The sequence below is a fragment of the Streptomyces sp. TSRI0281 genome (assembly GCF_001905125.1).
Classification (GTDB): Bacteria; Actinomycetota; Actinomycetes; order Streptomycetales; family Streptomycetaceae; genus Streptomyces.
In genome coordinates this window covers 140,704-166,539 of sequence record NZ_LWLE01000023.1, presented here as the reverse complement: position 1 = coordinate 166,539, position 25,836 = coordinate 140,704, and the positions used below count along the sequence as shown (strand labels likewise).

Here is a 25,836-nt window from a genome sequence, read left to right as displayed (position 1 = left end):
CCTCGGGGGAATCATGGGGCTTGGAGGCGGGCCACCGAACCCGGGGGGCCGGTCCGCCCCGCGCGCATCGCCGCGGCGATGCCGGATGATGAGGGATATCTCAGTGAAACTGCGAAGAACCATCACGGTCCTGTTCGGTGCGGCACTCTCGCTCGTCATGCTGGTGACGCCGGTCGGCGCACAGTCGCCGCAGACCGGCGCCTCGACCACCTACCAGATCAACGCACGCCACGACGGCAGTCTCGTCGACACCGCCGTGGGCGCGCCGCCGCTCAGCCGGAAATGGTCCCGCGACCTGGGCGGGAGCGTCTCCTACCCCATCGTGGCCGGTGGGCGCGTCTTCGCCACCGCGGCCTCGCCGGACGGGCACGGCACCACCCTCTACGCCATCGACGCGGCCACGGGCGAGAACGCCTGGGAGCCCGTCGACCTCGGTGGCACCTACTTGTGGTCCGCGCTCACCTACGGGGGCGGCCGGCTCTACGCCCAGAACTACGACGGTGTGCTGACAGCGTTCAACCCGGTCACCGGGAAGAAGATCTGGACCGTCGCACTGCCCGATCAGTACTCCTTCACCTCGCCGCCCACGTTCGCCGGCGGCGTGGTGTACACGGGCGGCGCCGGCTCGGGCGGCACCCTGTACGCGGTGAACGCCGCCGACGGTGCGGTGCTCTGGACCCAGCCTGTCGCGAACGGGGACAACAGCTCGCCCGCCGTCACGGCCAACGGGGTCTACGTCTCCTACGCCTGCGCGCAGACCTACGCCTTCGACCCCAAGTCGGGCGACCCGCTCTGGCACCACCGGACGGACTGCTCCGGTGGCGGGGGCCGCACCCCTGTTCTCGCCGACGGAGGTGTCTGGATCCGCGACGACGGCGGCATCGCCCTCGACGCCGCCGACGGGGAGGTCCGCAGCACCTACGGGGCCACCGGCCGGGCGCCCGCACCGGCCTTCGACGGCCGCCAGGGCTACTTCGTCGATGACGGTGTCCTTCAGGAGCGGCACAGCCGCACCCTGGCCACCCGCTGGAGGTTCGAGGGCGACGGCCAGATCAGTACGGCGCCGATCGTCGTCAACGGATACGTCTACGTCGGCTCCCGGACCGGTCAGCTGTGGGCGCTCAACGGCGCCACCGGCCAGTCCGTCTGGTCCACCGACGTCGGCGCACCGATCGACGGGCCCGACGAGCAGAACGTGTCCCAGCCGTTGACCGGGCTCGGGGCGGGTGGCGGGCTCGTGGTGGTTCCGGCCACCGATCTGCTGGTCGCTTACGGGCAGTGAGCAGAGGGGGGTGGTGGCCGGTCCCGGCCGCCACCCCCCGCCACGTGCGAGATCGTTCACGCGACTCCCGCCACCCGGGGACGCCCGGCGGCGATCGCCGGCGACAGGCAGTGACCGGTCGACTGCGAACGGGGGTTGGCGAAAAGGGCAGGTCACGGGCGCCCGATGAGACGGGTTTCCGTCCTGGGCTGGACGTCAGGCAAGATGGGGTGTATCTGCCCACACCTCTATTGCTGCCGGACGGTTTCTCTTGGCTGAGTTCATCTACACCATGCGCAAGACGCGCAAGGCGCACGGCGACAAGGTGATCCTTGATGACGTCACCTTGAACTTCCTGCCCGGCGCGAAGATCGGTGTCGTGGGGCCCAACGGCGCCGGTAAGTCCACGGTGCTGAAGATCATGGCGGGCCTGGAGCAGCCGTCCAACGGTGAGGCGTACCTGTCTCCCGGTTTCAGCGTCGGCATCCTCATGCAGGAGCCGAAGCTCGACGAGACGAAGACCGTCCTGGAGAACGTCCAGGCCGGCGCCGCCGAGATCATGGGCAAGCTCCAGCGCTTCAACGAGGTCGCCGAGCTCATGGCGACGGACTACTCCGACGCGCTCATGGATGAGATGGGCAAGCTCCAGGAGGACCTGGACCACGCCAACGCGTGGGACCTGGACGCCCAGCTGGAGCAGGCCATGGACGCCCTGGGCTGCCCGCCCGGCGACTGGCCGGTCACCAACCTCTCCGGTGGCGAGAAGCGCCGCGTGGCGCTCTGCAAGCTGCTCATCGAGGCCCCGGACCTGCTCCTCCTCGACGAGCCCACCAACCACCTCGACGCCGAGTCGGTGAACTGGCTGGAGCAGCACCTCTCGAAGTACGCGGGCTGTGTCATCGCCGTCACCCACGACCGGTACTTCCTGAACAACGTCGCCGAGTGGATCCTTGAGCTCGACCGCGGTCGCGCCATCGCGTACGAGGGCAACTACTCCACGTACCTGGAGAAGAAGCAGGCCCGTCTCAAGGTCGAGGGCCGCAAGGACGAGAAGCGCCAGAAGCGGCTCAAGGAAGAGCTGGAGTGGGTCCGCTCCAACGCCAAGGGCCGCCAGACCAAGTCCAAGGCCCGTCTCGCCCGTTACGAGGAGATGGCGGCCGAGGCGGACAAGATGCGGAAGCTGGACTTCGAGGAGATCCAGATCCCGCCGGGCCCGCGGCTCGGTTCCATCGTCGTCGAGGTCGAGAACCTCTCGAAGGCCTTCGGCGACAAGGTCCTCATCGACGGCCTGTCGTTCACGCTGCCCCGCAACGGCATCGTCGGCGTCATCGGCCCGAACGGTGCGGGCAAGACCACGCTGTTCAAGATGATCCAGGGCCTGGAGACGCCGGACACCGGCTCCATCAAGGTCGGCGACACGGTCAAGATCTCCTACGTCGACCAGTCCCGCGCCAACATCGACCCCAAGAAGTCCCTCTGGGCCGTCGTGTCGGACGAGCTGGACTACATCAACGTCGGCCAGGTCGAGATGCCCTCGCGCGCCTACGTCTCCGCGTTCGGCTTCAAGGGCCCGGACCAGCAGAAGCCCGCGGGCGTCCTGTCCGGTGGTGAGCGCAACCGCCTCAACCTGGCGCTGACGCTCAAGGAGGGCGGCAACCTGCTGCTCCTCGACGAGCCCACCAACGACCTCGACGTCGAGACCCTGTCCTCGCTGGAGAACGCCCTGCTGGAGTTCCCCGGCGCCGCGGTGGTCATCTCCCACGACCGCTGGTTCCTGGACCGCGTCGCCACGCACATCCTGGCGTACGAGGGCGACTCCAAGTGGTACTGGTTCGAGGGCAACTTCGAGTCGTACGAGAAGAACAAGATCGAGCGCCTCGGTGCGGACGCGGCCCGCCCGCACCGCGCCACGTACAAGAAGCTCACGCGAGGCTGATCGTCTTGGCTCGTCATATCTACAGCTGCCCGCTGCGCTGGTCGGACATGGACGCCTTCGGCCACGTGAACAACGTGGTCTTCCTCCGCTACCTGGAGGAGGCGCGCATCGACTTCATGTTCCGGCTGGCGCCCGGGGACGGCTCGCCGTCGTTCTCGGGCGGGTCCGTGGTGGCCCGGCACGAGATCGACTACGTACGGCCGCTGGTGCACCGGCACGCCCCGGTGACCGTCGAGTCGTGGGTCACGAAGATCGGCGCCGCGTCGCTGACGATCTCGTACGAGATCAAGGACCCCGAGCAGGTGTACGTGCGCGCCTCGACCGTCGTCGTGCCGTACGACCTGGCCGCGGCGCGACCCCGGCGGATCTCCGCGGAGGAGAAGCTCTTCCTCCAGCAGTACCTGGCAGAGGAGCCCGCCGCCGCATGACGGTGCCCGTTGCGTCGCCGCAGTTCGCCGACCCGAGGGAGGCGGCGGATCTCGCCGCCTTCCTCGGACGGCTGCTCCACTACGACCGGGCCGCCGCGGTCCGGCTGCAGGCGGGCGGCGGCGACGCACTGGCCGTCTTCGGCCGGCCGCCGTCGTTCGAGGTCCTCGCGATCCGTACGGCGCGGCTCGCCCACCCCGAGACGTTCGACATCACGGTGTCGGCCGGGGAACTCCTCGAATCGCTGGATGCCGAGGAGCCGGCCGAGGCGGGTGCGGGTGGCGGTTCCGGTTCCGGAGCGCTGCCGGGGCCCGTCACCGGACCGCCCTGGACCGGTGTCCTGCCGCCCCGCGGCCCCTGGCGGGAACTGCCCGGCCTGCCCGCCCCGGACGCCCTGCGCGTCGCACTCACCGCCGCGGTCGCGGAGTTCCGCACCCGCGACGAGGCGCTGCCCGACGAGCACCGCACCCGGGCCGAACGCGACCGCATCGGCCGGGAGATCTGGTCCCGCCCCGTCGGCACCACGGAACTTCCCCTCCGGGCCGTCCACGCGGCCCAGTCCCTCGGCTTCCTCCGGGCCGACCCGCACTTCCCCGTGTCGCTGCTGTCCTCGGGGACCTGGCTCCGGCTGCGGACCCCGTACGGGTCGATCGCCCTGCGCCGCGCGACGAGCGGCGGGCTCGGCACCCTGCCCTTCACCGTCGGCCCCCGCTGACCCCGTAACTCGCGCCCCGCTGACCCGAGGCGCCGCGCCCGGCATCCCGGCCGCGAGGGCCCACCACCGGCGCCGTCACCACCGGCCCGTCAGCGCCCGGTCCACCAGTCGGCGGGCCGCCCGGTCCTGGGCGTCCTGGCCCGCGCCGCCCATGCGCAGCGTGAACGTGGCGCTGGTCGCGGCCCGTTCACCGTCCGGTGTCACCCCGCTCTCCGAGACGACGCCCAGATGTGTGCCCCCGTGGAACCAGACGCCGCCGCGGCTCCCCGCCACCGGCCGCCAGGCGATCCCCAGCCCGTAGCGCACCCCGGGCGCGTCGATCCAGTCGTCGGCGGCCACCGTCTCCTTCATCGCCGCCAGTTGGGCCGGGCGAAGCAGCCGGCCGCCCATCAACGCGCGCAGGAAGCGGCCGTGGTCATGGGTGTCGCTGATCAGGCAGCCGTCGGCGCCGCCCCCGTACGCCAGCGTCGTGTCCGTGAAGCCGTCCTCGCCGGGGAACCTGGTGTACGCGGTGGCGGTCGGGGCCGGGACGTAGGGGGAGGTGCCCGGCGAGAACGTGTGGCGCAGGCCGAGAGGTTCGATGATCCGGTCGTGGATCTCCTGCGCCCAGGGGTGCCCCGTCACCTCCTCGATCACCAGGCCCATGAGGGTGTAGTTGGTGTTGGAGTAGCCCCAACGCCGTTTTCCGCCGGGGGAGCCGACGGGGTCCGGAAGCCACTGGGGAGGCCGGCTCAGGGCGGCCGCCACCTGCTCGCGGGCGGTCTGCGAGCGGAACCGTGAGCGGTGATAGCCCTCCGGGGTGAACGCCTCCGCGGCGTCGGGCGACACCGCGAGGTAGTCGTTGAGCCCGCTGGTCTGGCCGAGCAGATCGCGCACGGTGATCCGGGTGCCGTCGTTGCCATTGCCCCGCACCAATCCCGGCAGCCACCGTTCGACCGTGTCGTCCAGCGCGAGCCGGCCCTCGCCGATCAGCTGCAGGGCGAGGGTGGCGGTGAAGGTCTTGGTGTCGCTCCCGATCCGGTACGAGGCGTTCCGGGGGACCGGGGTGCCCGGGTCCGCCGGATCGGCCGTTCCGGAGGCCGCCGTCCTGCTGCCGAGCGCACTCTGGACCTCGGCGACCACCCCGGTGGCCCCGGTCGCCACGATCGCGTCCGCGTCGATCCGCAGGCGGTGCCGTGCCGCCGGGTTCGTGGGCCGCGCCGCACGGGTGGCAGTTGCGGGGGCGGGGGCCGGGCGGGTGGCCGCCGCCGCCGGTCCGGCCGCGCCTGCCAGCAGCGCCGCCGCGGTGGCCGTGAGGCCCGTACGCCTGCTGATCATCGCTCGGACCTCCGGGTCGCGGGGCAGGTGAGGTCGTGCGCGGGCAGGGTGCCGTCGCGCAGATAGTCGTTGACGGCCCGGTCGGCGCAGGGCACCGGCCGCAGCCCGTCGATTGCGCGTCCGTAGACGCCGTGCGAGCGGATGTCCGCCGTCACCAGCCGCGAACCGGTCAGCCTGCGGTGCAGGGCCAACGCCCCTTCGTAGGGCACGTTGTTGTCCCGGCGGGCCTGGAGCATCAGGACGGGTACGTCGTTGCCGATCGTCGTGCCGGGCTCGGCCGGTTCCGTCTCCCAGAAGGCGCACGGGGCCGTCATCCCGTTCACGAACGGACCGAAGACGGGCTGCTCGGCCCGGCTGCGCACGGAGTTCTTCCAGTACGTCTCCGGGTCCGCCGGCCACCCGCCGGACGGCCAGCCGCCGTCCCCGCACATGAACACCGCACCGCCCAGCATGCCGTCCGCCAGCTCGGGGGAGGTGAGCAGCTCCAGCATCGCGGCCAGTTCCGGACCGGGCTCGACCGGCTTTCCGGCGGCCGCGTCCACCAGGTCCCGTACGGTGCCCGCGAGCGCCGCGTCGTACTCCTCGTGCTGGATCAGCTGCCGGAGCACCAGCCGCAGGACGGGGGCGTCCAGCCGGATACCGGCGACGGGCACCGGGTGCCTCTCCGCCCCGTCGAGGAGCCGCTGCACGCGGGCCCGCACCTCGGTGGCCGTGCGGCCCAGCGCGTAGGTGCCGTGGTGCCGGGCGGTCCAGCCGGCCCAGGCGTCCAGGGCCTCTTCGAGCGGCTTCCCGGCCGACCGGAACAGTTCGTACTGGGTGGCCGTCGGGTCGGTGCTGGAGTCGATCACCATCCGGTCCGCCCGCCGCGGGAACAACTGGGTGTAGACGGCGCCCAGATCGGCCCCGTACGAGATGCCGTAGTACGAGAGCCTGCGCTCGCCCAGCGCCGCCCGGATCACGTCCATGTCACGGGCGACATTGCGCGAGGAGGCGTGCGGGAGCAGCGTGGCGTTGTCCCCGTACCGGCCGCAGCGCCGTGCGGTGTCACGGGCCGAGCGGACCGATCTGTCGAAGTCCTGCCGTGCGGAGGTGACGGGTCCGGGCGGTACGGCCGGTGCCGCCGGGGCGCAGCCGACCGGGGTGGAGTCGCCGAGGAAGCGCGGATCGAAGCCGATCAGGTCGTAGCGGTCCGCCACGTCCCCGAGCGCCGGCCGCAGGCGCAGGGTGTTGTCCAGCCCGGTCCCGCCCGGTCCGCCCGGGTTGGAGAGGAGGATGCCGCGACGCCGGGAGGGGTCCGTGGCCTTGATACGGGAGAGGGCGACCCGGATCGTCCGGCCGCCGGGATCGGCGTGGTCGAGGGGCACGGTGACATCGGCGCACTGGGCGCCCGCCGCGTTCAGGTCCCCGTACCGGTCCGGGCAGGGCCCCCAGTCGAGGCGCTGGTGCGCGGGGGCGGGGGCGGGTGATGGAGCGGCCGTGCTCGCGGGCACCGCACCCGCGAGCAGACCGGCCAGTCCCAGGCCGGCGAAGGACAGGGGGGCGACGCGCATGGTGCTCCTCGGAACAGGTGGAATGACCTGACCGACGCTACGAGCGCACAGGGTGCCGCCACCATCGGGACAGCCCCTCGAACTGCCCTGGTGCCAGCCCTACTTGCCCTGCTCGCACGCGTCGTGCCACGTTCCGTGCACCGTGCTCGCGCGTGACGTGCCGCGCTCCGTGCACCCTGCCCGCGCGGTGCTCCCCGGCCCGCCGCGCCCGGCCCCGCCCCGTCCGCGGCTCTACTTGCCCGGCTCCTCCGGGGCGTCCGGCCATACCCCGATGTGGTCCTGCTCCAGCTCCAGCATCACCCGGTGCTCCATGCCCAGCGCCTGTGTGTAGTCGGCGGGGAGCTGGAGGCGTCCGGCGCGGTCGAGCATCGCGTACTCCCGGGCCACCTGGGACTCCTGGCCCGTCGCCGCGTCGACCTCCGTGCGGCGCAGCACCTCGGAGGACGTACGGCCGTCCCGGATGGCGACCGTACGGCGCACCTCGCTGGCCACCGCCTGGTCGTGCGTGACGATCACGATGGATGTGCCGAGCTCCTCGTTGGCGCGGCGGAACGCGGCGAAGACCTGCTCGCCGGTGGCCGAGTCCAGCTCACCGGTCGGCTCGTCGGCGAGCAGGACCGACGGGTTGTTGGCGAGGGCCACCGCGATCGCCACCCGCTGCTGCTGCCCGCCGGACAGCTGCTGCGGCCGACGGTCCCGGCAGTCGTCGATGTCCAGCATCCGGAGCAACGACTCGGCGTGGGCGGCCCGTTCGCGGTTGCGCCCGCCGCCGCGCAGCTGCATCGGCAGCGTGATGTTCTGGATCGCCGTGAGATACGGCAGCAGGTTGCGTGCGGTCTGCTGCCAGACGAAGCCGACCACGTCACGGCGGTAGCGGAGCCGTTCCTTCGGTCCCATCGACAAAAGATCGCAGCCCGCGACCTTCGCCGACCCGGCCGTGGGCACGTCCAGGCCCGCCAGGATGTTCATCAGCGTCGACTTGCCGCTGCCGGACGCGCCGACCAGGGCCATCAACTCGCCCTCGGTGACCAGCAGATCGAGGCCCTGGAGGGCCTGCACCTCCACTCCGTCCGTGGTGAAGATGCGTACCAGCCGGTCGCAGGCGATCAGCGCGTCATGGCCGTACGAAGGGCGGTCCCGGCGCGCGGTGGCCCGCTGTTCGAGTTCCGCCAGCGTGGTCTCGGTGGTCGACGTCATCGGGTGTCTCCTGCCCTGAGTTCGGTGATCGAGCCGCGGCGGCTCGCCCACCAGGCCTGGACGCCGGCCACGGCGGCGGCGAGAACGATGACCCCGAGCGCCGGAAGCACCAGCGACCAGGGGTCGGCCCGCAGCGAAACGGTGTGCTGGGCGGTTCCGGGAGCGCCGGCCAGGGCCAGCGTGACCAGGTTCACCCCGGGTGCCAGCAGGACGATGGTCGCCCAGCCGACGAGCAGGCCGCCGACGGCCGCCAGCAGCGCCTGCGGCATCGCCTCGAACGCGAGGAGCCGCCTGCCCTGCCCGGTGGTGAGTCCCATCGTGCGCAGCCGGGCCAGCAGCGTGGTGCGCTCCGGCGCGGTCTGGAGCAGCGACAGCAGCACGGCCAGCAGCGCGTAACCGGCGCCCGCCGCGATCGCCGCCGCGTAGATCCGCTCGGCGCCCGCCTGCATCGGGGTGTCGACGAACGCGTCGAGTTCCTCGGACCGCAGCTGTACGGCGAAGTCCTTGCCCGTGTCGTGCGCGGCGGCGCGCAGCCCCTTCGCGTCCGCACCCGGGCCCGTGACGAGCAGCGTGGTGGGATGGCCTTCGGAGAGCGACGCGGTATTGACGATCATGAAGTCGGAGTCCGCCACCGCCGATGTGCTCGGCTGGACGCCCACGACCCGCACCTTGAAGTCCCCGGCCAGCGACTCGATGTCCTGCGGCTGGTCGCCGAGCCGTTCGGCGACCGAGGGCGAGGCGATCACGGGCAGTACCCGGTCGAGTGACGGGAAGGTCCCCCTCGGGACCGGGGCGGCCGAGCCGGTGGCCTTCAACCGGTCGCCGGGGAACGCCTTGAGACCGGTCGCGCGCGCCAGCCGTGCGTACGACTCGGGTTCGACGCCCACCAGAGTGGCGCCCTTCGCGTCCTCGGAGCCGTTCGCGGCGGGCGGCAGCAGAACGCCGTAGTCGATCTGGACGGGCGCCACGTCATCGACTCCGCGCACCGCGCGCACCCGGTCGGCGAAGCCGTCCGGCAGCGTGCTGCGATCGCCCGGACCGCTGATCCGGGCATCCGCCCCGACGGCCTTCAGCGCTGCGTCGCCGCGGGCGTCCCCGACCCCGGCGAGCACCGAACCGCCGAACGCCGCGGTGGTCAGCGCGATCAGCAGCGCGAGCAGCGGCAGGGTGCCGCTGGAGGAGGCGCGCCCGGCGCGGGCCAGCGACAGGAAGCCGATGGCCCCGCGCAGCCGGGCGACGGGACGCGACGCCAGCCGCAGGGGCAGCGGATAGAGCCGTACGAGGACGAGGGCCGCGATCAGCCCGACCAGCACGGGCGCCGAGCTGACCAGCAGATCGGTACCGCCGTCCGCGTCCGTGCCCCGGCGGCGCAGCGCGGCGACCGCGCCGATCGCCAGGACGAGCAGGGTCAGTTCGGCGACGGTGCGCCGACGCGAGGGCCGGGCGTTCATCATGTCGTCGCGGGCGCCGTGCAGTTGCGGCCGGATGTGCCGCAGGGTCGTACGGAGCGGCAGCGCGGCGCAGACCAGTACGGTCACGGCCGCGGCGGCGGCGACCGCGGGCCACAACCGGGCCTGTCCGACGGTCAGCACGGCGAGCAGCAGCCCGAGCGCCGCCGCGGGCAGCACGGTCACCGCGGTCTCCGCGAAGAGGCGGCGGCCGATGCCCCGCAGGGAGCCGCCGCGCGAGCGCAGCAGGGCCAGTTCGTGGTGGCGGCGGGCGCCGATCAGCCCGCCCGTCATCAGCAGGACGACGGCGGCGACCGCCCCGATCCCGACGGCGGCGACCGTCACGACGGGACTGATCGCCGACCGCATCCGGGTGTGGGCGATGACGATCTCGTCCAGATCGGTGGTGAGCGTCGCGGTGGGCCCGGCGATGTCGCGCAGCTTCAGCAGCTCGGGGCCGCTCTCCAGCGAGGCGACGGCGGACCGCAGCCCCGACACGTCGAGCCCGGTGAGGTGAGCGGCGTCCGGGGCGATCCGCCAGTACAGCTCCGGCTCGTTCATCGTGGCCAGCAGGGCGGGTGCGGCGTCCGGGGGCAGCAGCAGGGCGGCCGTCCAGTAGTTCTTCGGTTCCGAACTCCCGCGCTCCGGGATCAGTGCCGGTCCCCTGAACAGCGGCTCGACGGACCAGAAGCTCTCGGTGGGGCGCAGGGGAGTGACGATGCCGGTGATACGGACGGTCAGCGGGGCACCGGTCCGGGTGGGCACCGAGAGCGTGGAGCCGACCTTCATCTTCAGGGCGGACGCCGTCTCGGCGGTCACCGCGGCCTCCACCTCCCGGCTGTCCGCGGAGACCTCGCCTCGGACGGCCGGCCACTGTCCGGAGCGCAGGGTGCTGTGCTTGTCGAGCGCCGACGCGGTGGCGTAGGTGAACTGCGGGGCGAGGCCGTCCGGCCGGGGCAGCCACGGCTCGGTCGCGACGGCGGGAGCCGTGGTGTGCACCCCGTAGGACGAGCGCGCGGCGTCGGGCCGTACCGGTTCCGGCAGCGCCTTCATCAGCGCGGCGTCGACCCTGGACATCCCGGCGCCCCGCACCGCGGCGTCCTGGACCTCCGGCCGCAGGTCCGGGGCGGGCGGCGGCGACGTCACTTCGAGGACGCTCCGGCTGGGCGAGGCCGCGACGATGTCGTGCCGCAGCCCGTCCGTCTCGTACGCCTCCACGGAGCGCGGGAACGAAGCGGCGAGGAACGTGGTCAGCAGCACGAGACCCGCGAGTGCCGCCGCGGCGCCGGGGGCGGTACGCAGCCGGGTGCGGACCCACGGGGCGCAGGCGGCGGCGCGCCGGGCGACGGCCGTGCCCGGTCCTCCGGCGGCGGCCGGGGTCTTCTCCGCTCCGCCGGGCGCGCCGGTGTTCTGGTTCTGGTCGGCGCTCATGTCAGTTGTCCCCCTGGTGGCGCAGCGATACCGCGGGGTCGGCGCGGCGCAGCGTGATCGCCGCGACGATCAGCAGCGGCAGTGCGGCGACCCCGGCCAGCAGTGCGGCGACCTGTCCGGCCGGCAGGTGCACCAGCACCTCGGGCACCGGCTGGGTCGCCTGCCCGGTCAGCACGATGAGTGGCACGACGGCCCTGGTCAGTACGGCTCCGAGGGCCAGCCCGACCAGCAGTGCGATGGCGATCAGCACGCCCTGTTCGGCGGCGATCATCCGGGCCAGCTTGCGGCGCGGTGCCCCCAGCGCCCGCAGGACGGCGAATTCGGCGGACCGTTCGCGCTGCGAGCCGACGACGCTGACCGCGAAGCCGACCGCCGCCAGCGCGGCGGCCACCACGGCCACGGCGAGCAGCGCGGACTGCGGTCCCGCCCCCAGCGGGTCGTTGACCAGCTCCTGGGCCGTCTCGTCGCGCACCTCGACCTGCGCCGGGTCGGTGTCGGGCAGCTTGCGCAGCGCGGCGGCGACCTTCGAGGCGTCACCCGCCTCGGTGCTCAGCCACCACTCGGTGGCGGCGATGGTGGCGCCCGGCCGTTGGGCGAGCAGATCGGTGACGGACCGGAGGTCGAGCAGCAGGGCCCCGCCGTCCTTGGTCCGGGTCAGCGAATCCCGGGACTCCGTGAGGGCGCCGGGTCCGGTCGTGGGCAGTTGGCGCACGGACTTCACCAGGGTCACCCGGACCGTGTTCCCGGCCAGCGTGAGGTCGACCCGCTGGCCCAGCTTCGCGCCGGAGGCCTTCAGATACGCGTCCGTCGCCACGGCCCTGACCGGTGCGGCCTTCGCGCGGGCGGTGGTGATGCGCAGCGAACCGTTCGAGGTCGCGTAGTCCGACACGGCGTCCTCGGAGGACCCGGTGCTGTAGCTGAAGTCCGGGGCGCCGCCGGGCTCGTTCTTCTGGACCGGAGTCTCGCCCGGCTGCTCCTCGCCGAATTCGGTGAGCATGGTGGCGCCCACCCAGCGCAGCCCCTTCTGGGCGTGCACCGGGAGCCGGCCGCCGTCGGCGGTCACCGCACCGAGTCCGCTCACGGAGAACCGGCGCTGCTGTGCCTCGGCGGGCAGCCGGTCGTCCACCTCGAAGCCGGTCACGGCCAGTTCGCCCGCGGCGGCCACCGCGATCGAGAGGGTGTGCGGCCGGCCGTCGGCCGGCACGGGCCCGGCGAGAGTCCGGTACGGGATGCCGTAACGGTCCTCCAGCAGGACGGTCACCACAGGCACCCGGTCCGGGGCCCAGGAGTCCGACTGCTCGTCGCGGGACTTCTTCGACGGGCCGCTGATCCGCGCGTCGAACGTCAACCGCTCGCTGCCCTTGGGCAGCAGCAGCCCGGTACGGGCCGTCTTCGCCGGGGCGATCGCGTCGAACAGCCGCTGCGGCGTCCCGTCCCCGAGGTCCGGGCGCATCAGCATGCCCTCGTCGGCGTGCGCGGTGTCCAGGGCGATGACCTGGGCCGTGCGGTCACCGGAGAGTTCCACGCCCGTGCGGTAGGCGGGCGCCGCCTCCCGTACCCCCGGAAGTCCCACGTACGCGCCCGCCTTCGCCGGATCGCCGCTGAGCCCGCCCACCATGCGGACCGACGCACCGGACCTGAAGTCCGCCTGGTCGCCCTGCGAGCGGTTCCAGGACGCGCTCTGACCGATCGCCAGCATGCCCATCGCGACCGAGAGGACCAGCAGCAGCACCGGTCCGGCACCGCGCAGCGGCCGTCGGCTGAACTGCCAGCCGGCCAGCGCCGCGGGCAGTCCGCGGCCACCCGCCGCGCGGCGCTCCGCGAGCTTCGCCGCCGGGGGCAGCAGCCTCAGCGTCAGTACGGTGCCCGCGAGCAGCGCCAGCGCGGGCGCGGCCACCAGCAGCGGATCGATCCCGAGGTCGCCCTCCCGGTCACCGCTGAGTGCCCCGTTGCCGGAGCCGCCGGTCTGCCGGTCCAGCTGCCAGTACGCCACCGCGGCGATCAGGAGCAGCCCGACGTCGGCACCGGCGCGCACCGGCCCGGGGAGCGCGGCGGCCCGCGCCCGGCGGCCACCGCCCGCGCTGGCGGCCAGCGCGGGCGCCACCACGGCGAGTGCGCAGGCCAGCGCGACGGTGGCGGCGACCAGCCACACCGTGCCGGTCGTCGCCTCCTCGAACCGCAGCCCGATCCGGGAGAGCACGCTGCGCTCCGCCAGCAGCCGGGTCAGCGGCCCCGCGAGCAGCGGGGCGATGACGGCGGCGGGTACCGCGAGCATCAGCGCCTCGATCGCCGCGAACGAGGTGATCCGGCCCCGTGAACCGCCGCGGGCCCGCAACAGCTCGGTCTCGCCGCCGCGTTCGCTGCTCAGCAGCCGGGCCACGAGCAGCAGTGCGTACGCCGCGAGCAGCACCAGCTGCACCGCGACGATCATCAGCGTCGAACGCGAGACCAGGAGCGCCCGGTCGATCTGGTCGAGCACGGTGGGCAGCGAGGTCCGCGCGTTGGCGCCGTCCTTGAACACCGGCGTGGCCAGCAGGGCCTTCGGCCCCTCCGTCGACGCCTTGTGCAGCGCGTCCATCGAGCCGGTGGTCACGTCGGTGAAGTCGGCCGTGGCCAGCCAGGACGTCTCGCCGGCGCTGATCCGGCCGGAGCCGAGGACGGAGGGGTCGGTGAGCAGGGGACCGTAGGTGGTGAAGACGACCTTGCGGACGCCGCGCCCGCCGAGCGTGTCCAGCTGCCAGTACGTGTCGGCCTGGTCGGACGCCTCGTACAGGCCGGTGATCAGGATCTGCTGCGGCTTGCCGCCCAGCCGGTCGGTGAGGGTGAGCCGGGTGCCCGGCTTCAGCTTCAGGACCTCGGCGGCGGCACCGGGCAGGGCCACCTGCACGGGGCCGTCCCCGTTCGCACCCGCCGGAAGGCGGCCTTCCGTGAGCCGGACGCGGCCGCGGTCGAGCGCGGCGAAGTGGGTGAGATCGGGTTCACCGCGCCGGGCGGCCGGGGACTGGAGGTCGCGCGGCAGCGCGTACGGCCCCGAGCTCTCCAGCTTCCGTACGGTGACGGGCAGCCCGCCGAAGGTGTCGTGGGCCGCCTTGCGGGTGGCCTTCTCCGCGTCGCCGCGCTGCTCCCGGTCCACCTGTGCCGAGACGAACAGCGAGGCGGAGGCCGCGGACCGGTGGGTGAGCGTGTGCCGCAGCGCGGCATCCCCGACGGAACCGGAGAACGCGGTGAGCGCGGCCAGTACCGATGTGGTGAGCAGCACGGCCAGGAGAGCCGCGGCGAGAAGGAGCCGATGCGCCCTCACCCGCAGAAAGACGAACCCCGTCACTTATTCCCCCAGAACCCCTGAACGCACACGCCCCCCGACGTCCCCGTGATGCTTTCAGAGGGCACAGGGTTCTGGAAACCGCTTACGGGGGCACCTTGATGCGATCGTGACCGTTATTCGGGGGTGGAGTACCGTATTCCGGATATCAGTCGACGGTATTGATCATCGACGCGGCGGCATATGTCAGGTATTTCCACAATTGCTGCTCGTGCTCGGGCGCCAGGCCGAGCTCGTCGAGAGCGACCCGCATATGACCGAGCCAGGCGTCATGAGCGGCCCGGTCCACCCGGAACGGGACGTGCCGCATCCGCAGCCGAGGGTGTCCGCGCTGATCGCTGTAGGTCCGCGGGCCGCCCCAGTACTGGATCAGGAACAGCGTGAACCGCTCCTCGGCCGGGCCCAGATCCTCCTCCGGGTACATCGGCCGCAGCAGTTCGTCGCCCGCGACCCCCTCGTAGAAGCGGTGGACCAGGCGCCGGAAGGTCTCCTCGCCGCCGACCTGCTCGTAGAAGGTCTGCTCCTGAAGCGTGCCGTGCGGAATCTCTGTCACCCGTCCATGGTCGCAGACGCACCGGCCGAGGTCCCGGGTCCTAGGTCCTTCGTCCCGCACACCTGTCCGGGGCCCCGCTCGGCCACTCGGCCCGCACACTGGCTCTTGGCGCGCCGCCGCAGGACAGTGGGGACATGGGCGGACACCAGGAACAGTTCGCGGCCGACGCCGACGAGGCACGGTGGTCCATGGCACGGGCCATCGCGGCGCGCGGCGGCCTGACGGACCCCGCCTGGCGCGCCGCGTTCGAGGACGTACCGCGCCATCTGTTCGTGCCGTACTTCTCCGTGGGCGGGATCCGCGGCTACGAGCGGCTGTGGGGCGAGGACCCCGACCCGGTACGCCGCGGACGCTGGCTGCGCGAGGTGTACGCGGACGCGCCGCTCGCCACCCGGATCAGGGACGGCGAACTGATCTCGTCGAGCAGCCAGCCCTCGCTGATGGCCCTGATGCTCGACGAACTGGACGTACGGGACGGGCACACCGTCCTGGAGATCGGTGCGGGCACCGGATACAACGCGGCGCTGCTCTCCCACCGGCTCGGCGACCGGGCGGTGACCACCGTCGATCTGGACCCGGAGATCACGGAGTCGGCCCGCCGTCATCTGGCCGCCGCCGGATACCGCCCGGCGGTGATCACGGGGGACGGCGCACGCGGCTGCCCGGCGCGGGCCCCCTACGACCGGATCATCGCGACCTGCACCCTGCCGTCCGTGCCGTGGGCCTGGCCGGCGCAGTGCCGGGACGGCGCGCGGATTCTGGCCCCGTTCGCCACCGGACTGATCTCCCTGCGGGTACGCGACACGGCGCACGGCCGGAACGCGGAGGGACGGTTCCTGCCCACCCCCGCGTACTTCGTGCCCCTGCGCGGTGCGCTGCCGCTGCCCGCCGAACTCCAGCCCCTCGCCGGACTGCCGAGGCACGTGATCGACGACGAACTCTTCCGCTTCCTGCTGACGCTGACCGCGGGCACCCTCGATCCGCACGAGGCCCTCTCCCTCTGGCAGCGCGAGCGGCGCCCCCAGCGGGAGAGGTACGGCATCACGGTCGGGCCGGACCGGCAGTGGGCCTGGCTGGACGACCCGCAGGGGCCGTACGCCTGGCCGCTCGCCGGGCCCTGAACCGCGCTGTGCGAGCGGTGCCCCGCCCGGCCCGTGACGCGCCCTGAACGAGCTAGTCCCGGCGGACCGTGATCGTCGTCCAGGCGCCGACATGCACCTGGTCGCCGTCCTGGAGCGGGACGGGGACATAGGGCTGGATCGGGTCCTCGGCGCCGTTGAGCGTGGTGCCGTTGGTGGAGTTCTGGTCGACCACGGCCCAGCTGCCGTCGGGCTGCTGCACCAGCACCGCGTGCTGGTGCGAGACACCCGGGTCCTCCGGCGGCACCGACAGATCGACATCGGGGGACTCGCCGGTGCTGTGCCGGCGGCGCCCGATGGTGATCTGGTTGCCGGTGAGCGGGAGGCGCTGCTCCGGGGAGTACGCGGGCAGGTTGAGCCCGGTCGCCTCGGGGCCGCTGCGCTGCATCATCGCCAGGAAGTACTCACGGTCCGGGGCGATCACGGCGGTCCAGGTGGTGGAGACGGGCTGCTGCTGCGCCTGCCCCTGGTCATGTCCCTGGCCCGGTACGGGGCCGTGCCCCTGGTCATGTCCCTGACCCGGGAACTGCGGTGATCCCTGCGGTCCCTGCTGCTGGTACCCCTGCGGCAGTTGCGGGGCGGGCGGCGGCGGTGCCAGATGCGACTGGGGTGCCTGCGCCTGCGAGGGCGGCGACAGCATCCAGTCGTCCGCGCCGGTCTGCGGGGCCTGCGGCTGCGCGGGCGGCGCGGGCGGCGCCGACTGCTGCTGCTGGTGCGGCGGGAACGGCGCCGGCGGCTGCTGGGCGAAGGGCGATGGAGACGGCGCCGACTGCTGCTGGAACGACGGCGGGGGCGGCGGGCCCTGCTGGAACGACGGCGGCGGCCCGGGGTGACCCCCCTGGGCACCAGGTCCACCCGGTCCACCCGGTCCGCCCTGCTCGGGCGGGAGCGTCTCGGCCGGACGGTTCACCTGCGAAGGCCGCGAGCTCTGGTACTCGAACGGGTCGCGCGGCGGCTGCGGCTGCGGCTGTTGCTGCTGAGGCGGCGCGGGCTGCTGGGCCTGGAAGCCCGGCGGCAGGCTGAGCCCCGGCACCGGACCGCCGGGGCCGCCGTGCGGCGGGGCGAGCGGGGTGTAGGAGGTCGCCGTGTTCGTGAGGAAGTTCCAGCGGCATTCCTCGCAGAACGGCGCCATCGCCTCACGCGGGGTGCGGCACTGCGGGCAGAGCTCCGCCTGCATGGTCGGCTGCGAACCGGGGCCGGGGCCCTGCGGGTAGCCGTAACCGGGTGCGGGCGGCGGGGGAGGCGGCGGGGGAACCGCGCCCGCGGGCGCGCCCGCCCCGGCCATGCGGTGTCCGCAGACCTCGCACCAGTCCTCGGAACCCGACTGGTGTCCGTTCGGGCAGGTCGGCATGTCGGCGCTTCCCCCTCTCCTCGTCCGGCCCAGGGGGCCGTCATGCTCGTTCGGTTGCGGTGTGCTGTCTTGACGCTACTTCTTGACGCGAACGGTTTTGGTGGAGCGTGTTTCGAGGGTCATCTCGTCCGCCTCCGCCACCTTCGCCTTCAGTCGCACAGTACCCGTCGCCGCGTCGACGACGTCGACCACCTTCGAAAGCAGTTTCGCAGTGTCCTCGTTCCCCGAGGCCGACGCGAGCTGCACCGCACGGCCCAGTTTCGCGGTCGCGCCGTCGAAGTCGCCCGACTTGCGTGCGTCGAGCCCCTGCTGAATGACTTGTGCCAGTTCCGCCTGACCTGTGTAGTGCGCGACCTGCGGATTGATCGACGTCGACGCTGCCATGTCGTCCGTCCACACCGCCCGTACGAGGCCCTGCGACAGGGTCTGCGGAGTGCCACCGCCGGACGGGGCGGGCAGGATCAGCGAGACCCGGGACGCCAGCATCTCCTGGCCGATTCCGGCCTGGGGGACCTGGACGCACACGTGGTAGTCGCGGGACTCGTCGCCCCAGGAACCCGTGGGGTAGTCCCCGGCACGCGGTCCCGCCTCGGTGCGCCGGTCGGTCAGGTCGGCGACCGTGGGCGCCACCTGCTTCACAAATCTGATCTCGACCCCGACGGGCGTCCAGAGCCGCAGCGCCACGTCCGCGACCTCCTTGCCCATCGCGTTCTCCATCATCTGTGTGAAGTCCGCCGCCAGGCCCGCCGGATCGGCGACGATGTCGGCGGTCCCGAGCAGCGCCGAGGCGATGGCGGTGACCTCCTTCACCTCCCAGTCGGTGCCGACACCGCGCGCGTCACAGGTGAAGCGGCCCGCGCAGGAGTCGAGCGCGGCCCGCAGATCCTCCGGGGCCTCGTGCTCGTTGCGGCCGTCGGTCAGTACGATGCCGTGCCGGATGTCCACGTCGGCGGCGGCGAGCAGCCGGTCGGCCAGCCGCAGCCAGGTGCCGATCGCGGTGCCGCCGCCCGCGCTCAGACGCCGCAGGGCGTCCTTCGCCTGGGCCTTGGTCTGCGCGTCGGCGGTCGCGAGCCGCCCGTTGCCCGGATAGACGTCCTTGGCCACGTGCGTACCGGCGACCACCGCGAACTGCGTGCCCTCGCGCAGCGTGTCGATGGCCGCGGCCGTCGCGTCGCGCGCGTTGCGCATCTTCGTCGGCGGGTAGTCCATCGACCCCGAACAGTCGACCATGATCACCACGGCGGCGTTCGGCGCCCGCCCCGGAAGGTGCGAGGGCGACAGGGACGCACCGGTCAGCGGAATGCCACCGGTGGTGCCGCCGCCGGTCGAGGTGACGGTGACGATCGCGTTGACCTCGCGTCCGCCGTCGGGCAGATAGGCGTTCTGATACACCTCGACGGAGAACTGCGGCACATTCGACTTGGAGAAGTTGGCCATCTGATCGGCTCCTTGAAGCGGGAAACAGCCGGAGGACTGGGTCGCAGCCGGAGGACGGGGAGACAGGGACCGGACAGGGACCGGGAAACGCGCCGGGTCAAGCCGTGCCGCCGCCCGATCCTGCCCCGTGAGGCGTTACGGCGAACGGCAGCAGGGCCACCGTGACGTTGTCGTGGCCCCCGCCGTCGAGCGCGTGACCCACCAGCACCTGGGCGCCGTGCAGCGGTCGTTCGTACGCGTCCGGCGGCACGGCCGCGGCCATCTCCACGGCGGACTCCGCGTAGTTCCACAGCCCGTCCGTGCAGACCACCACCAGACCCGGCCGGTCCGGTTTGAACGAGGCGGTGTGCGGCTCCAGTTCGTAGCTGTCGGCGCCGAGCCAGCCCGTGATGGCGTGGGCGCGCTCGTCCGCGTACGCCTCGGCCTCGTTCATCAGGCCGGCCGCCACCATCTGCGCGGCCCAGGAGTCGTCCTCGGTGAGCCGGGCGGGCGGGACGGTGCGGTCGTCCGGCACCCAGTAGACCCGGCTGTCGCCGACCCAGCCGATGACCAGCAGGCCACCCGCCATGATCGCGCCGACCAGCGTGCAGGCCGGGGCGTTCTGATGGCGGTGGGGGTCGTGCTCCATCGCCTGGCCCGGCTCCTGGGCCAGCGCGTTGACCGCCTCGGAGGCGGCGATGATCGCGTCGTGCATCGCCTGCTGCGGGTGCGTACCGCGCGGCAGGGACTCCAGCAGCGCCTCGTTGGCGCAGCTCGCCGCGGCCGCCGACGCCTCGTCGGGCCGGCTCGCGGAGGAGACGCCGTCGCAGACGATCGCGACGACGGCCGGGGAGCCGTCCGGCAGGGCGGTCGAGGACACCGCGAAGGAGTCCTCGTTGCGGTGGTGGCGCAGACCCCGGTCGCTGACCGCGGCCACCGAGCCCAGTTCCTGCTCCATGTGGTCGCGCTCGCGGGGCTGGGCGTGGCCGCAGTTCTCGCAGTAGCCGTCGGGGTCCACCCGGCCCGAACGGCAGGCCACACAGAGCTTGGTGCCCGCCGCCGGGGTGGAGGTGTGCTCCGCCGTACGGGGGTCCGGCGCCGCGAGCGCGAAGTCGCCCGAGGAGTCCGTTCCCGCCGGCCCGTCCGGGGTGGCCCGGTCGTCGTACCGGACCGGGTCCGCGGCCGTGGTGGGCAGCGGCTTGCCGCCCGAGTCCGTGCCGGGCAGGTCGGCCGGACGGTGCGTCGGCGCGGGCAGATCGGAGCTGTCGGCCTCGGACGCGGGCGGCCAGTCCACCGCCCCCGCACCCGGAACGGCACCGACGGGCCCGGCGGGAGGGGCCGGAGGTGCGGGCGCACCGGCGACGGGCACGGCGATGGGCATCGTCGGCCGGTCGTCCGGCGGCGCGGGCACGGCCGACAGGTCGTACCCGCACGCACCGCAGAACAGGTCGCCCGACTCCAGCGGCTCCTCGCAGCCGGGGCACCTCGACAAGGAGGTCTGCTGGTGGATCTGTGACATCTTCACACCCACGTCCGGGGGCGGAAACGGTTGGCCCGCTCCACCAGTTCGATCCTCTCGTCGCCACGCTGTGCCAGCCGGGCGAGCATCCGGTACGAGCGTTCCAGCCCGAACCGCAGTCCCCGCTCGTCCAGTTCGGTGCCGAGCAGCTTTCGCGCACCCGGAGCACCGGCGGACGACCCGCCCGGCAAGGGCGCACCGGGACTACCGGAGAGTACCCAGTCCAGTGCCTTGCCCAGTACCTCGGTCGACAACTGCTCGCGGCGCACCGCGTCCAGGCCGAACCCGGCCAGCGCCGCCACCTGGATCGCGGCGGCCGTCAGATCCGTCAGCAGGGGCTCGTCGGGGTCCCGTTCACGCAGCCGCGCCCGCACGGCGGCGACCCGTGCCGCCGTGTAGTGGATCGACGCCTCCGGCACCGACTCCAGGGTGCGGACCGCCCCGGACCGGTCCCCGGCGGCGATCTGCACGCGGGCCAGTCCGAACGCGGCGCTCACGAAGCTCGGGTCGGTCGTCCACACCAGACGGTAGTACTCGGCGGCGTTGTCCAGCTGCCCCAGCACCTCGGCGCAGATGCCCAGCGCCAGCTTGGGCGCGGGCTCCCCGGGAAAGGCGTCGTAGATCGCGTCGAAGGACAGCGCGGCGACCTCGTTGTCCCCGGTCACCAGCGAGGTGATGCCCCGGTACCAGACGACCCGCCAGTCGTCCGGGTGCTGCCCCTCCAGTGTGCTCAGGGCCCGTGCGGCGGCGTCCAGTTCGCTCATCTCCAGCCGGGCCCGCAGCTCCCGCAGCCGGGTCTCCAGCGAGGCGGCGGGTACGGCGTGCAGCGCGGCGATCAGCTCGGCGGGCGCGGACGCCATCACCCCGGCGAGGAAACCGGCGTTGGGGTCGTCGGCGTCGACCCGGGGCACCGGCAGCGCGAGCGAGATGCCCCGCGCGTCGAGCCCGGGGAGCCGGAGACCGCGCCCGGCGGACGCCCCCGACGGACCGGCGACCGCCGTCCGGGGCGCCGGAATCACGGTCTGCGGCTGCGCGTACGCGAGCGCGGCACCGACTCCGGCGCCGCTGCCCGGACCGCCGGCCCGGCCTCCCTGTACATGGGTGACCGGCGCCGACAGCGGAGCGCCCCCCGCAGCGTGGTACCCGGGGGCGGGCGGGCCCGCGGGCTGTGCGCCCACCGGCAGCGCGCTCGCCACCGCCGTCACGGCCGCCCCCGGGGCGACCGGCACCGCGGCACCGGCCGCCGCGCCCGCACGGCGCTTGCGCCGGCCCGGCCGCCCGCCGCCCGGCGGATCGGCCCGGACGCCCAGGCGCGACACATCCTGCGTCAGCTCGAAGAACAGCTCCGTGTCCGTCACCCGCAGTTCCGTACCGAAGAGCGTCGACAGCGCCGGCCTGGGCCGCCCCGTCTGGAGCGACACGACCTCGCGCAGCACCCCCGTCAGCTGCTCGGCCATCTCCGTCGCCGAGGCGAACCGCCGCGCCGGATCCGGGTCGGTGGCCCGCACCAGCAGCCGGTAGAACGACTCGTACGTCCGGAACACCTCGATGTTGTCCGGGTCCGGCAGCGAGTCCACGAAGACGTTCGTGTACCCCTGGAAGTCGAACGTGAGCACCGCGAGCGTCCGTGCGACCGTGTAGAGGTCGGAGGCGACCGACGGGCCGACCTCCGCGACCTCGGGCGCCTGGTAGCCCACGGTGCCGTAGATGGCCGACTCCTCGTCGTCCATCCGGCGCACCGCGCCCATGTCGATCAGCTTGAGCTGGTCCTCGGTCTGGATCGCGTTGTCGACCTTGAAGTCGCAGTACAGCAGATTCCGGCTGTGCAGATGACCGAGCGCCTCCAGGGCCTCGATCCCGTACGCGCACGCCTGCTCGACCGGCAGCGGGTCCCGCTTCCCGGCCGGGGTGCGGCGCTCGTTCGCGATCTCCTTGAGCGCCTTGCCGCCGACGTACTCCATCACGATGTAGCCGTCGAGCGAACCGGTCCGCTGGTCCAGGTGCTCGACGAAGTTGTAGATGCGGACGATGTTGGAGTGCTCGATCTCCGCGAGGAAGCGGCGCTCCGATATGGCCGCCGCCATCGCGTCCTGGTCCCCGGTGTCCAGCAGGCCCTTGAGGACCACCCAGCGGTCGGAGACGGCGCGGTCCACCGCGAGGTAGACCCAGCCGAGCCCGCCGTGCGCCAGACAGCCCGCGACCTCGTACTGCCCGTGCACGATGTCACCGCCGCGCAGCTTCGGCACGAAGGAGTAGGGGTGGCCGCACTTGGTGCAGAACCCCTCGGTGCGGCCCGTCCGTTCGCCGCGCGAGCGGCCCACCGGGGCCCCGCAGTCGGAGCGCGAACAGAACCGCTTGCGTTCGGGGACCTCGGGATTCTCCATCACGGCGGTACGCGGGTCGGGGCGCGGCACGTCCGGGACCTGCACCAGGCCCACGCCCAGCCTGCCCCGGCCGGAGGAGCCGGACGCGGTCCCCGAGGAGCGCACCGACACCGAACGGGACGTCGAGGCACCGGACAGCGAGCGCGACAGCCGCCCGGAGACGGAACGCCGTGAGGTCGACGAGCGGGACGAGGCACGGGAGGAGGCGCGCGAACTCGACCGCTGTGACGTGCTGCGGCTGCCGGCCCGGCCGCCGCCCGCGATGCCCGTGGGCGGCGAGGCGACCATCCCGTCGCCGGTTTCCCCGTGGTGCTCGGACAGGGGAGACCCCGTCGGCGGGACCACCGGTGCCAGACCGCAGGTGTCGCAGTACAGCTCACCGCCGCCCATGTCCTCGTAAGCGCCCTCGCACGCGGGGCGCTGGCACTGCGTACTCATCGTGTCTCCCCCTGTTCGCCCCGCCGGTCCTCGGGTGAGGACGGCCGCTGCGGTGTCAGCAGTTCCGCGGCCGCCTGCTGATAGCGCAGCACCGCCTGCCCGGCGACCCGCAGATCGCACGGGGCGCTCCACAGCATCCGGCGCGCGGCGTCGTACCGCTCGATCAGCACCGGGTCCTCCGCCAGCCCGTGCCGGGCCACCTTCGCCTTGTACGCGTCGAGCCGGCCGCGCAGCTCCGCACGGACCGCGAGCGGCGCCGTGACGGACGTCAGTGATTCACGGGCCCGCATCAACTCGTCCTCGGCCTCCCGCTCCAGTGACTCCAGGAGCGGTGAGAGCCGGTGCCACTGCGCGTACCTGCGGTAGTCGGACGCGGCCGCGAGCCGCTCCTGCAACGCCGTCGGCGGGCCGCTGACCGCGGGCACCTCGGACGCGGCGATCTTCGCCAGCACCTCACCGCGCGCCGAGCGCGCCTCGGCCAGGGTGCGGTCCGCCCGCGAGAGCACGTCCCGCAGCTGGACCAGGCGCTGTTCGGCGTCCTGCCGGACCGCGAGCACCGCCTCGATCTCCCGGCGCACATCCTCCAGGGCACGGGCCGCCCGGTCGTAGCGGGTGGTGTCCGGACGGCCGCCGCCGGGCGCCGCGCTGCCGGGGCCCGGCAGCCAGAACGCCAGCGGGTCGGAGATCACCTGCATCCGCAGCGTGGTCAGCTCCTGGGTGATCTCCGCCAGGTCGTCGCCCGCCGGATGCTCACCGGGGCGCACCCCCACCGAGTGCGCCAGCGAGCGCGTCCGGTGCAGTTCGGCGGCGAGCAGATCTATCCGGGCGGGCAGCGCGGACCATACGGAGTCCGAGGCGACGACCATGTCCAGCGAACGCGCGTACAACTCGTTCATCCGGCTCACCAGCTCCTCCAGCGTGAACCGCTCGGAGAGCCGGGCCGGGCCGGTGAGCGAGGGGTCGGGCACCGCCGCGGTGTTCGCCACGGTGATGTCGTCGCCGCGCAGCAGCCCGGTCAGGGCCACCAGGTCGTCCCGGTTCGGGTAGCGCCTGCGGGCCCGCACCTCGCGGGCCTGGGCGAGCGCCCCCGCGTAGGCGTCGAAGTACCCCCACAGCAGCGTGATCGCCCGGTCGGTCGTGGCCCAGCGGTCCCGGGTCACCCCGGTCAGCTCGGCGCCCTCCAGGAGCCGGCGGCCGGCATGGTCCTGCAGGGCGAGGAGCGAGGTCTCGATCGCCTCGTGCTCCGCACCGAGCCGGGCCAGCGCACGGTCCGTCTCGTCCCGGTCCATGACCGGGCCGGGGGGCTTCCCCGCGAAGCCGGGGAAGGATCCCGCCACGCCCATCGATCACCTCTCCGCTCTCCCCGCCGGGCCGGTGGGCCCGGACGGGATCAGTTGCTCCGGTACTTGGGCGCCGGCGGTGCCTTGATGCCGGGCAGTCCGGTCGCCAGCCACTCGCGGTACGACACCATCCAGTCGCTGCCCGTCCCGCCCCGGCGATAGTCGTCCAGCACGGAGTTGACGCGGGCCACCAGGTCGTTCGCGCCCTTCTTCGTCGCCACGCCGTAGTACTCGGTGGTGAACGGGGCGCCCTTGAGGACCACCGCCGGGTCCTGCGCGGCCTGGCCGGCCGCCAGGGCGTTGTCCGTGACGACGGCGTCGACCTCACCGAGCTGGAGACGGACCAGGCAGTCCAGCTGATTGGGCACGGTCAGCTGGTCCTTGTCCCGCTCGGTGCCCTCGGACTCGTCCTTGAAGACCGCGCCGTAGGACTGCTTCTCCAGCGCCTCGTACGCGGTGGAGCCCTCGGCGGTGCAGACCCGCTTCCCCTTCAGCGAGGAGTCGTACCCCGTGATCGCCGATTCCTTCGGGGCCAGCACCTGCTGTCCGGCCTGGAAGTAGGCCGTGGAGAAGGAGACCTGGTCCAGCCGCTTGCAGTTGATCGTCATCGTCCGCACGACGACGTCGACCCGGTCGTGCTCCAGGGCCGCTATGCGCTGGTTGGTGGGAATGGCCCGGAAGATCACCGCGTCGGGGTCGCCCAGGATGTTGCCCGCGATGGCCCGCACCAGGTCGATGTCGAAGCCTTCGAGCGTGCCGGTGTCCGGGTTGCGATAGCCCCACCGGAAGCTGTTCTGGTCGACACCGGCGATCAGCTTGCCGCGCTTGCGGATCTTCTCGATGCTCGGTCCGCCCGCGCTCGACGGCGGCAGACTCGCCTCCGGGTCGGTGCAGGCGTCGGCCCGTGCGGGCACCGCCGAGGCCGTCCCCGGGCCCGCGGTGTTCACGCCGAAGGGACCGGCGCCGCCGTGGGAGAGCGGCAGCAGGGTGAGCGAGGCCGTGAGGGCACAGGCCACGGCCATGCCCGTCACCCCGCCCCAGCCACGCAGCCTGCCGCGCGCCGCCCAGTCCTTCACCCCGCTCATCGCTGCCC

17 protein-coding genes are annotated in these 25,836 nt (G+C 73.0%); 5 read left to right on the top strand and 12 right to left on the bottom strand.

The features are described 5' to 3' along the window. Positions 1–103 precede the first annotated feature (103 nt). The 4 genes from A6A29_RS25795 (at position 104) to A6A29_RS25780 (ending at position 4,338) form a co-directional block, all read left to right on the top strand. On the top strand, positions 104–1,282 hold the full coding sequence (locus A6A29_RS25795; RefSeq protein ID WP_241838653.1) for an outer membrane protein assembly factor BamB family protein: 1,179 nt from the start codon (positions 104–106) through the stop codon (positions 1,280–1,282). Positions 1,283–1,532: 250 nt separating this feature from the next. Then, the gene (gene ettA / locus A6A29_RS25790; RefSeq protein WP_073723309.1) at positions 1,533–3,197 is read left to right on the top strand and encodes an energy-dependent translational throttle protein EttA; all 1,665 of its coding nucleotides are present in this window, start codon (positions 1,533–1,535) and stop codon (positions 3,195–3,197) included. A 5-nt stretch (positions 3,198–3,202) separates the two neighbouring features. Further along, entirely contained in the window at positions 3,203–3,625 is a 423-nt protein-coding gene (locus A6A29_RS25785; protein ID WP_073723307.1) for an acyl-CoA thioesterase, read from the top strand. Then, positions 3,622–4,338 carry a hypothetical protein gene (locus tag A6A29_RS25780; RefSeq protein WP_073723305.1) on the top strand — a complete coding sequence of 239 codons (717 nt, stop codon included), beginning with the start codon at positions 3,622–3,624 and terminating at the stop codon, positions 4,336–4,338. The genes A6A29_RS25785 and A6A29_RS25780 overlap by 4 nt, the downstream gene beginning before the upstream one ends. A 75-nt stretch (positions 4,339–4,413) precedes the next feature. Here A6A29_RS25780 and A6A29_RS25775 read toward each other — a convergent pair whose 3' ends face one another. The 6 genes from A6A29_RS25775 to A6A29_RS25750 form a co-directional block, all read right to left on the bottom strand. Further along, on the bottom strand, positions 4,414–5,655 hold the full coding sequence (locus A6A29_RS25775; RefSeq protein ID WP_073723303.1) for a serine hydrolase domain-containing protein: 1,242 nt from the start codon (positions 5,653–5,655) through the stop codon (positions 4,414–4,416). Beyond that, positions 5,652–7,205: an alpha/beta hydrolase gene (locus tag A6A29_RS25770; RefSeq protein ID WP_073723301.1), complete on the bottom strand. Its 1,554-nt coding sequence runs from the start codon at positions 7,203–7,205 to the stop codon at positions 5,652–5,654. Before A6A29_RS25770 ends, A6A29_RS25775 begins: the two co-directional genes overlap by 4 nt. Positions 7,206–7,436: 231 nt before the next feature. Further along, positions 7,437–8,402 (bottom strand): ABC transporter ATP-binding protein, encoded by a 966-nt coding sequence (locus A6A29_RS25765; RefSeq protein WP_073723299.1) that lies wholly within the window; start codon positions 8,400–8,402, stop codon positions 7,437–7,439. Further along, positions 8,399–11,281, bottom strand: coding sequence for an FtsX-like permease family protein (locus A6A29_RS25760; protein ID WP_107468323.1), 2,883 nt, complete (start codon positions 11,279–11,281; stop codon positions 8,399–8,401). The genes A6A29_RS25765 and A6A29_RS25760 overlap by 4 nt, the downstream gene beginning before the upstream one ends. 1 nt (position 11,282) lies before the next feature. Further along, on the bottom strand, positions 11,283–14,606 hold the full coding sequence (locus A6A29_RS25755) for an ABC transporter permease (protein WP_073723297.1): 3,324 nt from the start codon (positions 14,604–14,606) through the stop codon (positions 11,283–11,285). Between the two features lie 145 nt (positions 14,607–14,751). Further along, positions 14,752–15,156, bottom strand: coding sequence for a globin (locus tag A6A29_RS25750; protein WP_073723295.1), 405 nt, complete (start codon positions 15,154–15,156; stop codon positions 14,752–14,754). A 134-nt stretch (positions 15,157–15,290) separates the two neighbouring features. Here A6A29_RS25750 and A6A29_RS25745 point away from each other — a divergent pair, with 134 nt between their 5' ends. Then, positions 15,291–16,277 (top strand): methyltransferase domain-containing protein, encoded by a 987-nt coding sequence (locus A6A29_RS25745; RefSeq protein WP_073723293.1) that lies wholly within the window; start codon positions 15,291–15,293, stop codon positions 16,275–16,277. Positions 16,278–16,329: 52 nt separating this feature from the next. Here A6A29_RS25745 and A6A29_RS25740 read toward each other — a convergent pair whose 3' ends face one another. The 6 genes from A6A29_RS25740 to A6A29_RS25715 form a co-directional block, all read right to left on the bottom strand. Then, positions 16,330–17,646, bottom strand: a complete 1,317-nt coding sequence (locus tag A6A29_RS25740; RefSeq protein ID WP_073723291.1) for an FHA domain-containing protein — start codon at positions 17,644–17,646, stop codon at positions 16,330–16,332. A 75-nt stretch (positions 17,647–17,721) separates the two neighbouring features. Continuing rightward, positions 17,722–19,083 (bottom strand): vWA domain-containing protein, encoded by a 1,362-nt coding sequence (locus tag A6A29_RS25735; RefSeq protein ID WP_073723289.1) that lies wholly within the window; start codon positions 19,081–19,083, stop codon positions 17,722–17,724. A 97-nt stretch (positions 19,084–19,180) separates the two neighbouring features. After that, positions 19,181–20,581: a PP2C family serine/threonine-protein phosphatase gene (locus A6A29_RS25730; RefSeq protein ID WP_073723911.1), complete on the bottom strand. Its 1,401-nt coding sequence runs from the start codon at positions 20,579–20,581 to the stop codon at positions 19,181–19,183. 2 nt (positions 20,582–20,583) lie between these two features. Continuing rightward, the gene (locus A6A29_RS25725; protein ID WP_073723287.1) at positions 20,584–23,403 is read right to left on the bottom strand and encodes a serine/threonine-protein kinase; all 2,820 of its coding nucleotides are present in this window, start codon (positions 23,401–23,403) and stop codon (positions 20,584–20,586) included. Next, positions 23,400–24,746, bottom strand: coding sequence for a hypothetical protein (locus tag A6A29_RS25720; protein ID WP_073723285.1), 1,347 nt, complete (start codon positions 24,744–24,746; stop codon positions 23,400–23,402). Before A6A29_RS25720 ends, A6A29_RS25725 begins: the two co-directional genes overlap by 4 nt. Positions 24,747–24,793: 47 nt before the next feature. Then, on the bottom strand, positions 24,794–25,828 hold the full coding sequence (locus A6A29_RS25715) for a glutamate ABC transporter substrate-binding protein (protein WP_073723283.1): 1,035 nt from the start codon (positions 25,826–25,828) through the stop codon (positions 24,794–24,796). Positions 25,829–25,836 lie beyond the last annotated feature (8 nt).

Coding starts and splice junctions, on each gene's coding strand:
- A6A29_RS25780 (WP_073723305.1), top strand. CDS start 3,622: ATGACGGTGCCCGTTGCGTCGCCGCAGTTCGCCGACCCGAGGGAGGCG.
- A6A29_RS25775 (WP_073723303.1), bottom strand. CDS start 5,655: ATGATCAGCAGGCGTACGGGCCTCACGGCCACCGCGGCGGCGCTGCTG.
- A6A29_RS25770 (WP_073723301.1), bottom strand. CDS start 7,205: ATGCGCGTCGCCCCCCTGTCCTTCGCCGGCCTGGGACTGGCCGGTCTG.
- A6A29_RS25765 (WP_073723299.1), bottom strand. CDS start 8,402: ATGACGTCGACCACCGAGACCACGCTGGCGGAACTCGAACAGCGGGCC.
- A6A29_RS25760 (WP_107468323.1), bottom strand. CDS start 11,281: ATGAGCGCCGACCAGAACCAGAACACCGGCGCGCCCGGCGGAGCGGAG.
- A6A29_RS25745 (WP_073723293.1), top strand. CDS start 15,291: ATGGGCGGACACCAGGAACAGTTCGCGGCCGACGCCGACGAGGCACGG.
- A6A29_RS25740 (WP_073723291.1), bottom strand. CDS start 17,646: ATGCCGACCTGCCCGAACGGACACCAGTCGGGTTCCGAGGACTGGTGC.
- A6A29_RS25735 (WP_073723289.1), bottom strand. CDS start 19,083: ATGGCCAACTTCTCCAAGTCGAATGTGCCGCAGTTCTCCGTCGAGGTG.
- A6A29_RS25730 (WP_073723911.1), bottom strand. CDS start 20,581: ATGTCACAGATCCACCAGCAGACCTCCTTGTCGAGGTGCCCCGGCTGC.
- A6A29_RS25725 (WP_073723287.1), bottom strand. CDS start 23,403: ATGAGTACGCAGTGCCAGCGCCCCGCGTGCGAGGGCGCTTACGAGGAC.
- A6A29_RS25720 (WP_073723285.1), bottom strand. CDS start 24,746: ATGGGCGTGGCGGGATCCTTCCCCGGCTTCGCGGGGAAGCCCCCCGGC.
- A6A29_RS25715 (WP_073723283.1), bottom strand. CDS start 25,828: ATGAGCGGGGTGAAGGACTGGGCGGCGCGCGGCAGGCTGCGTGGCTGG.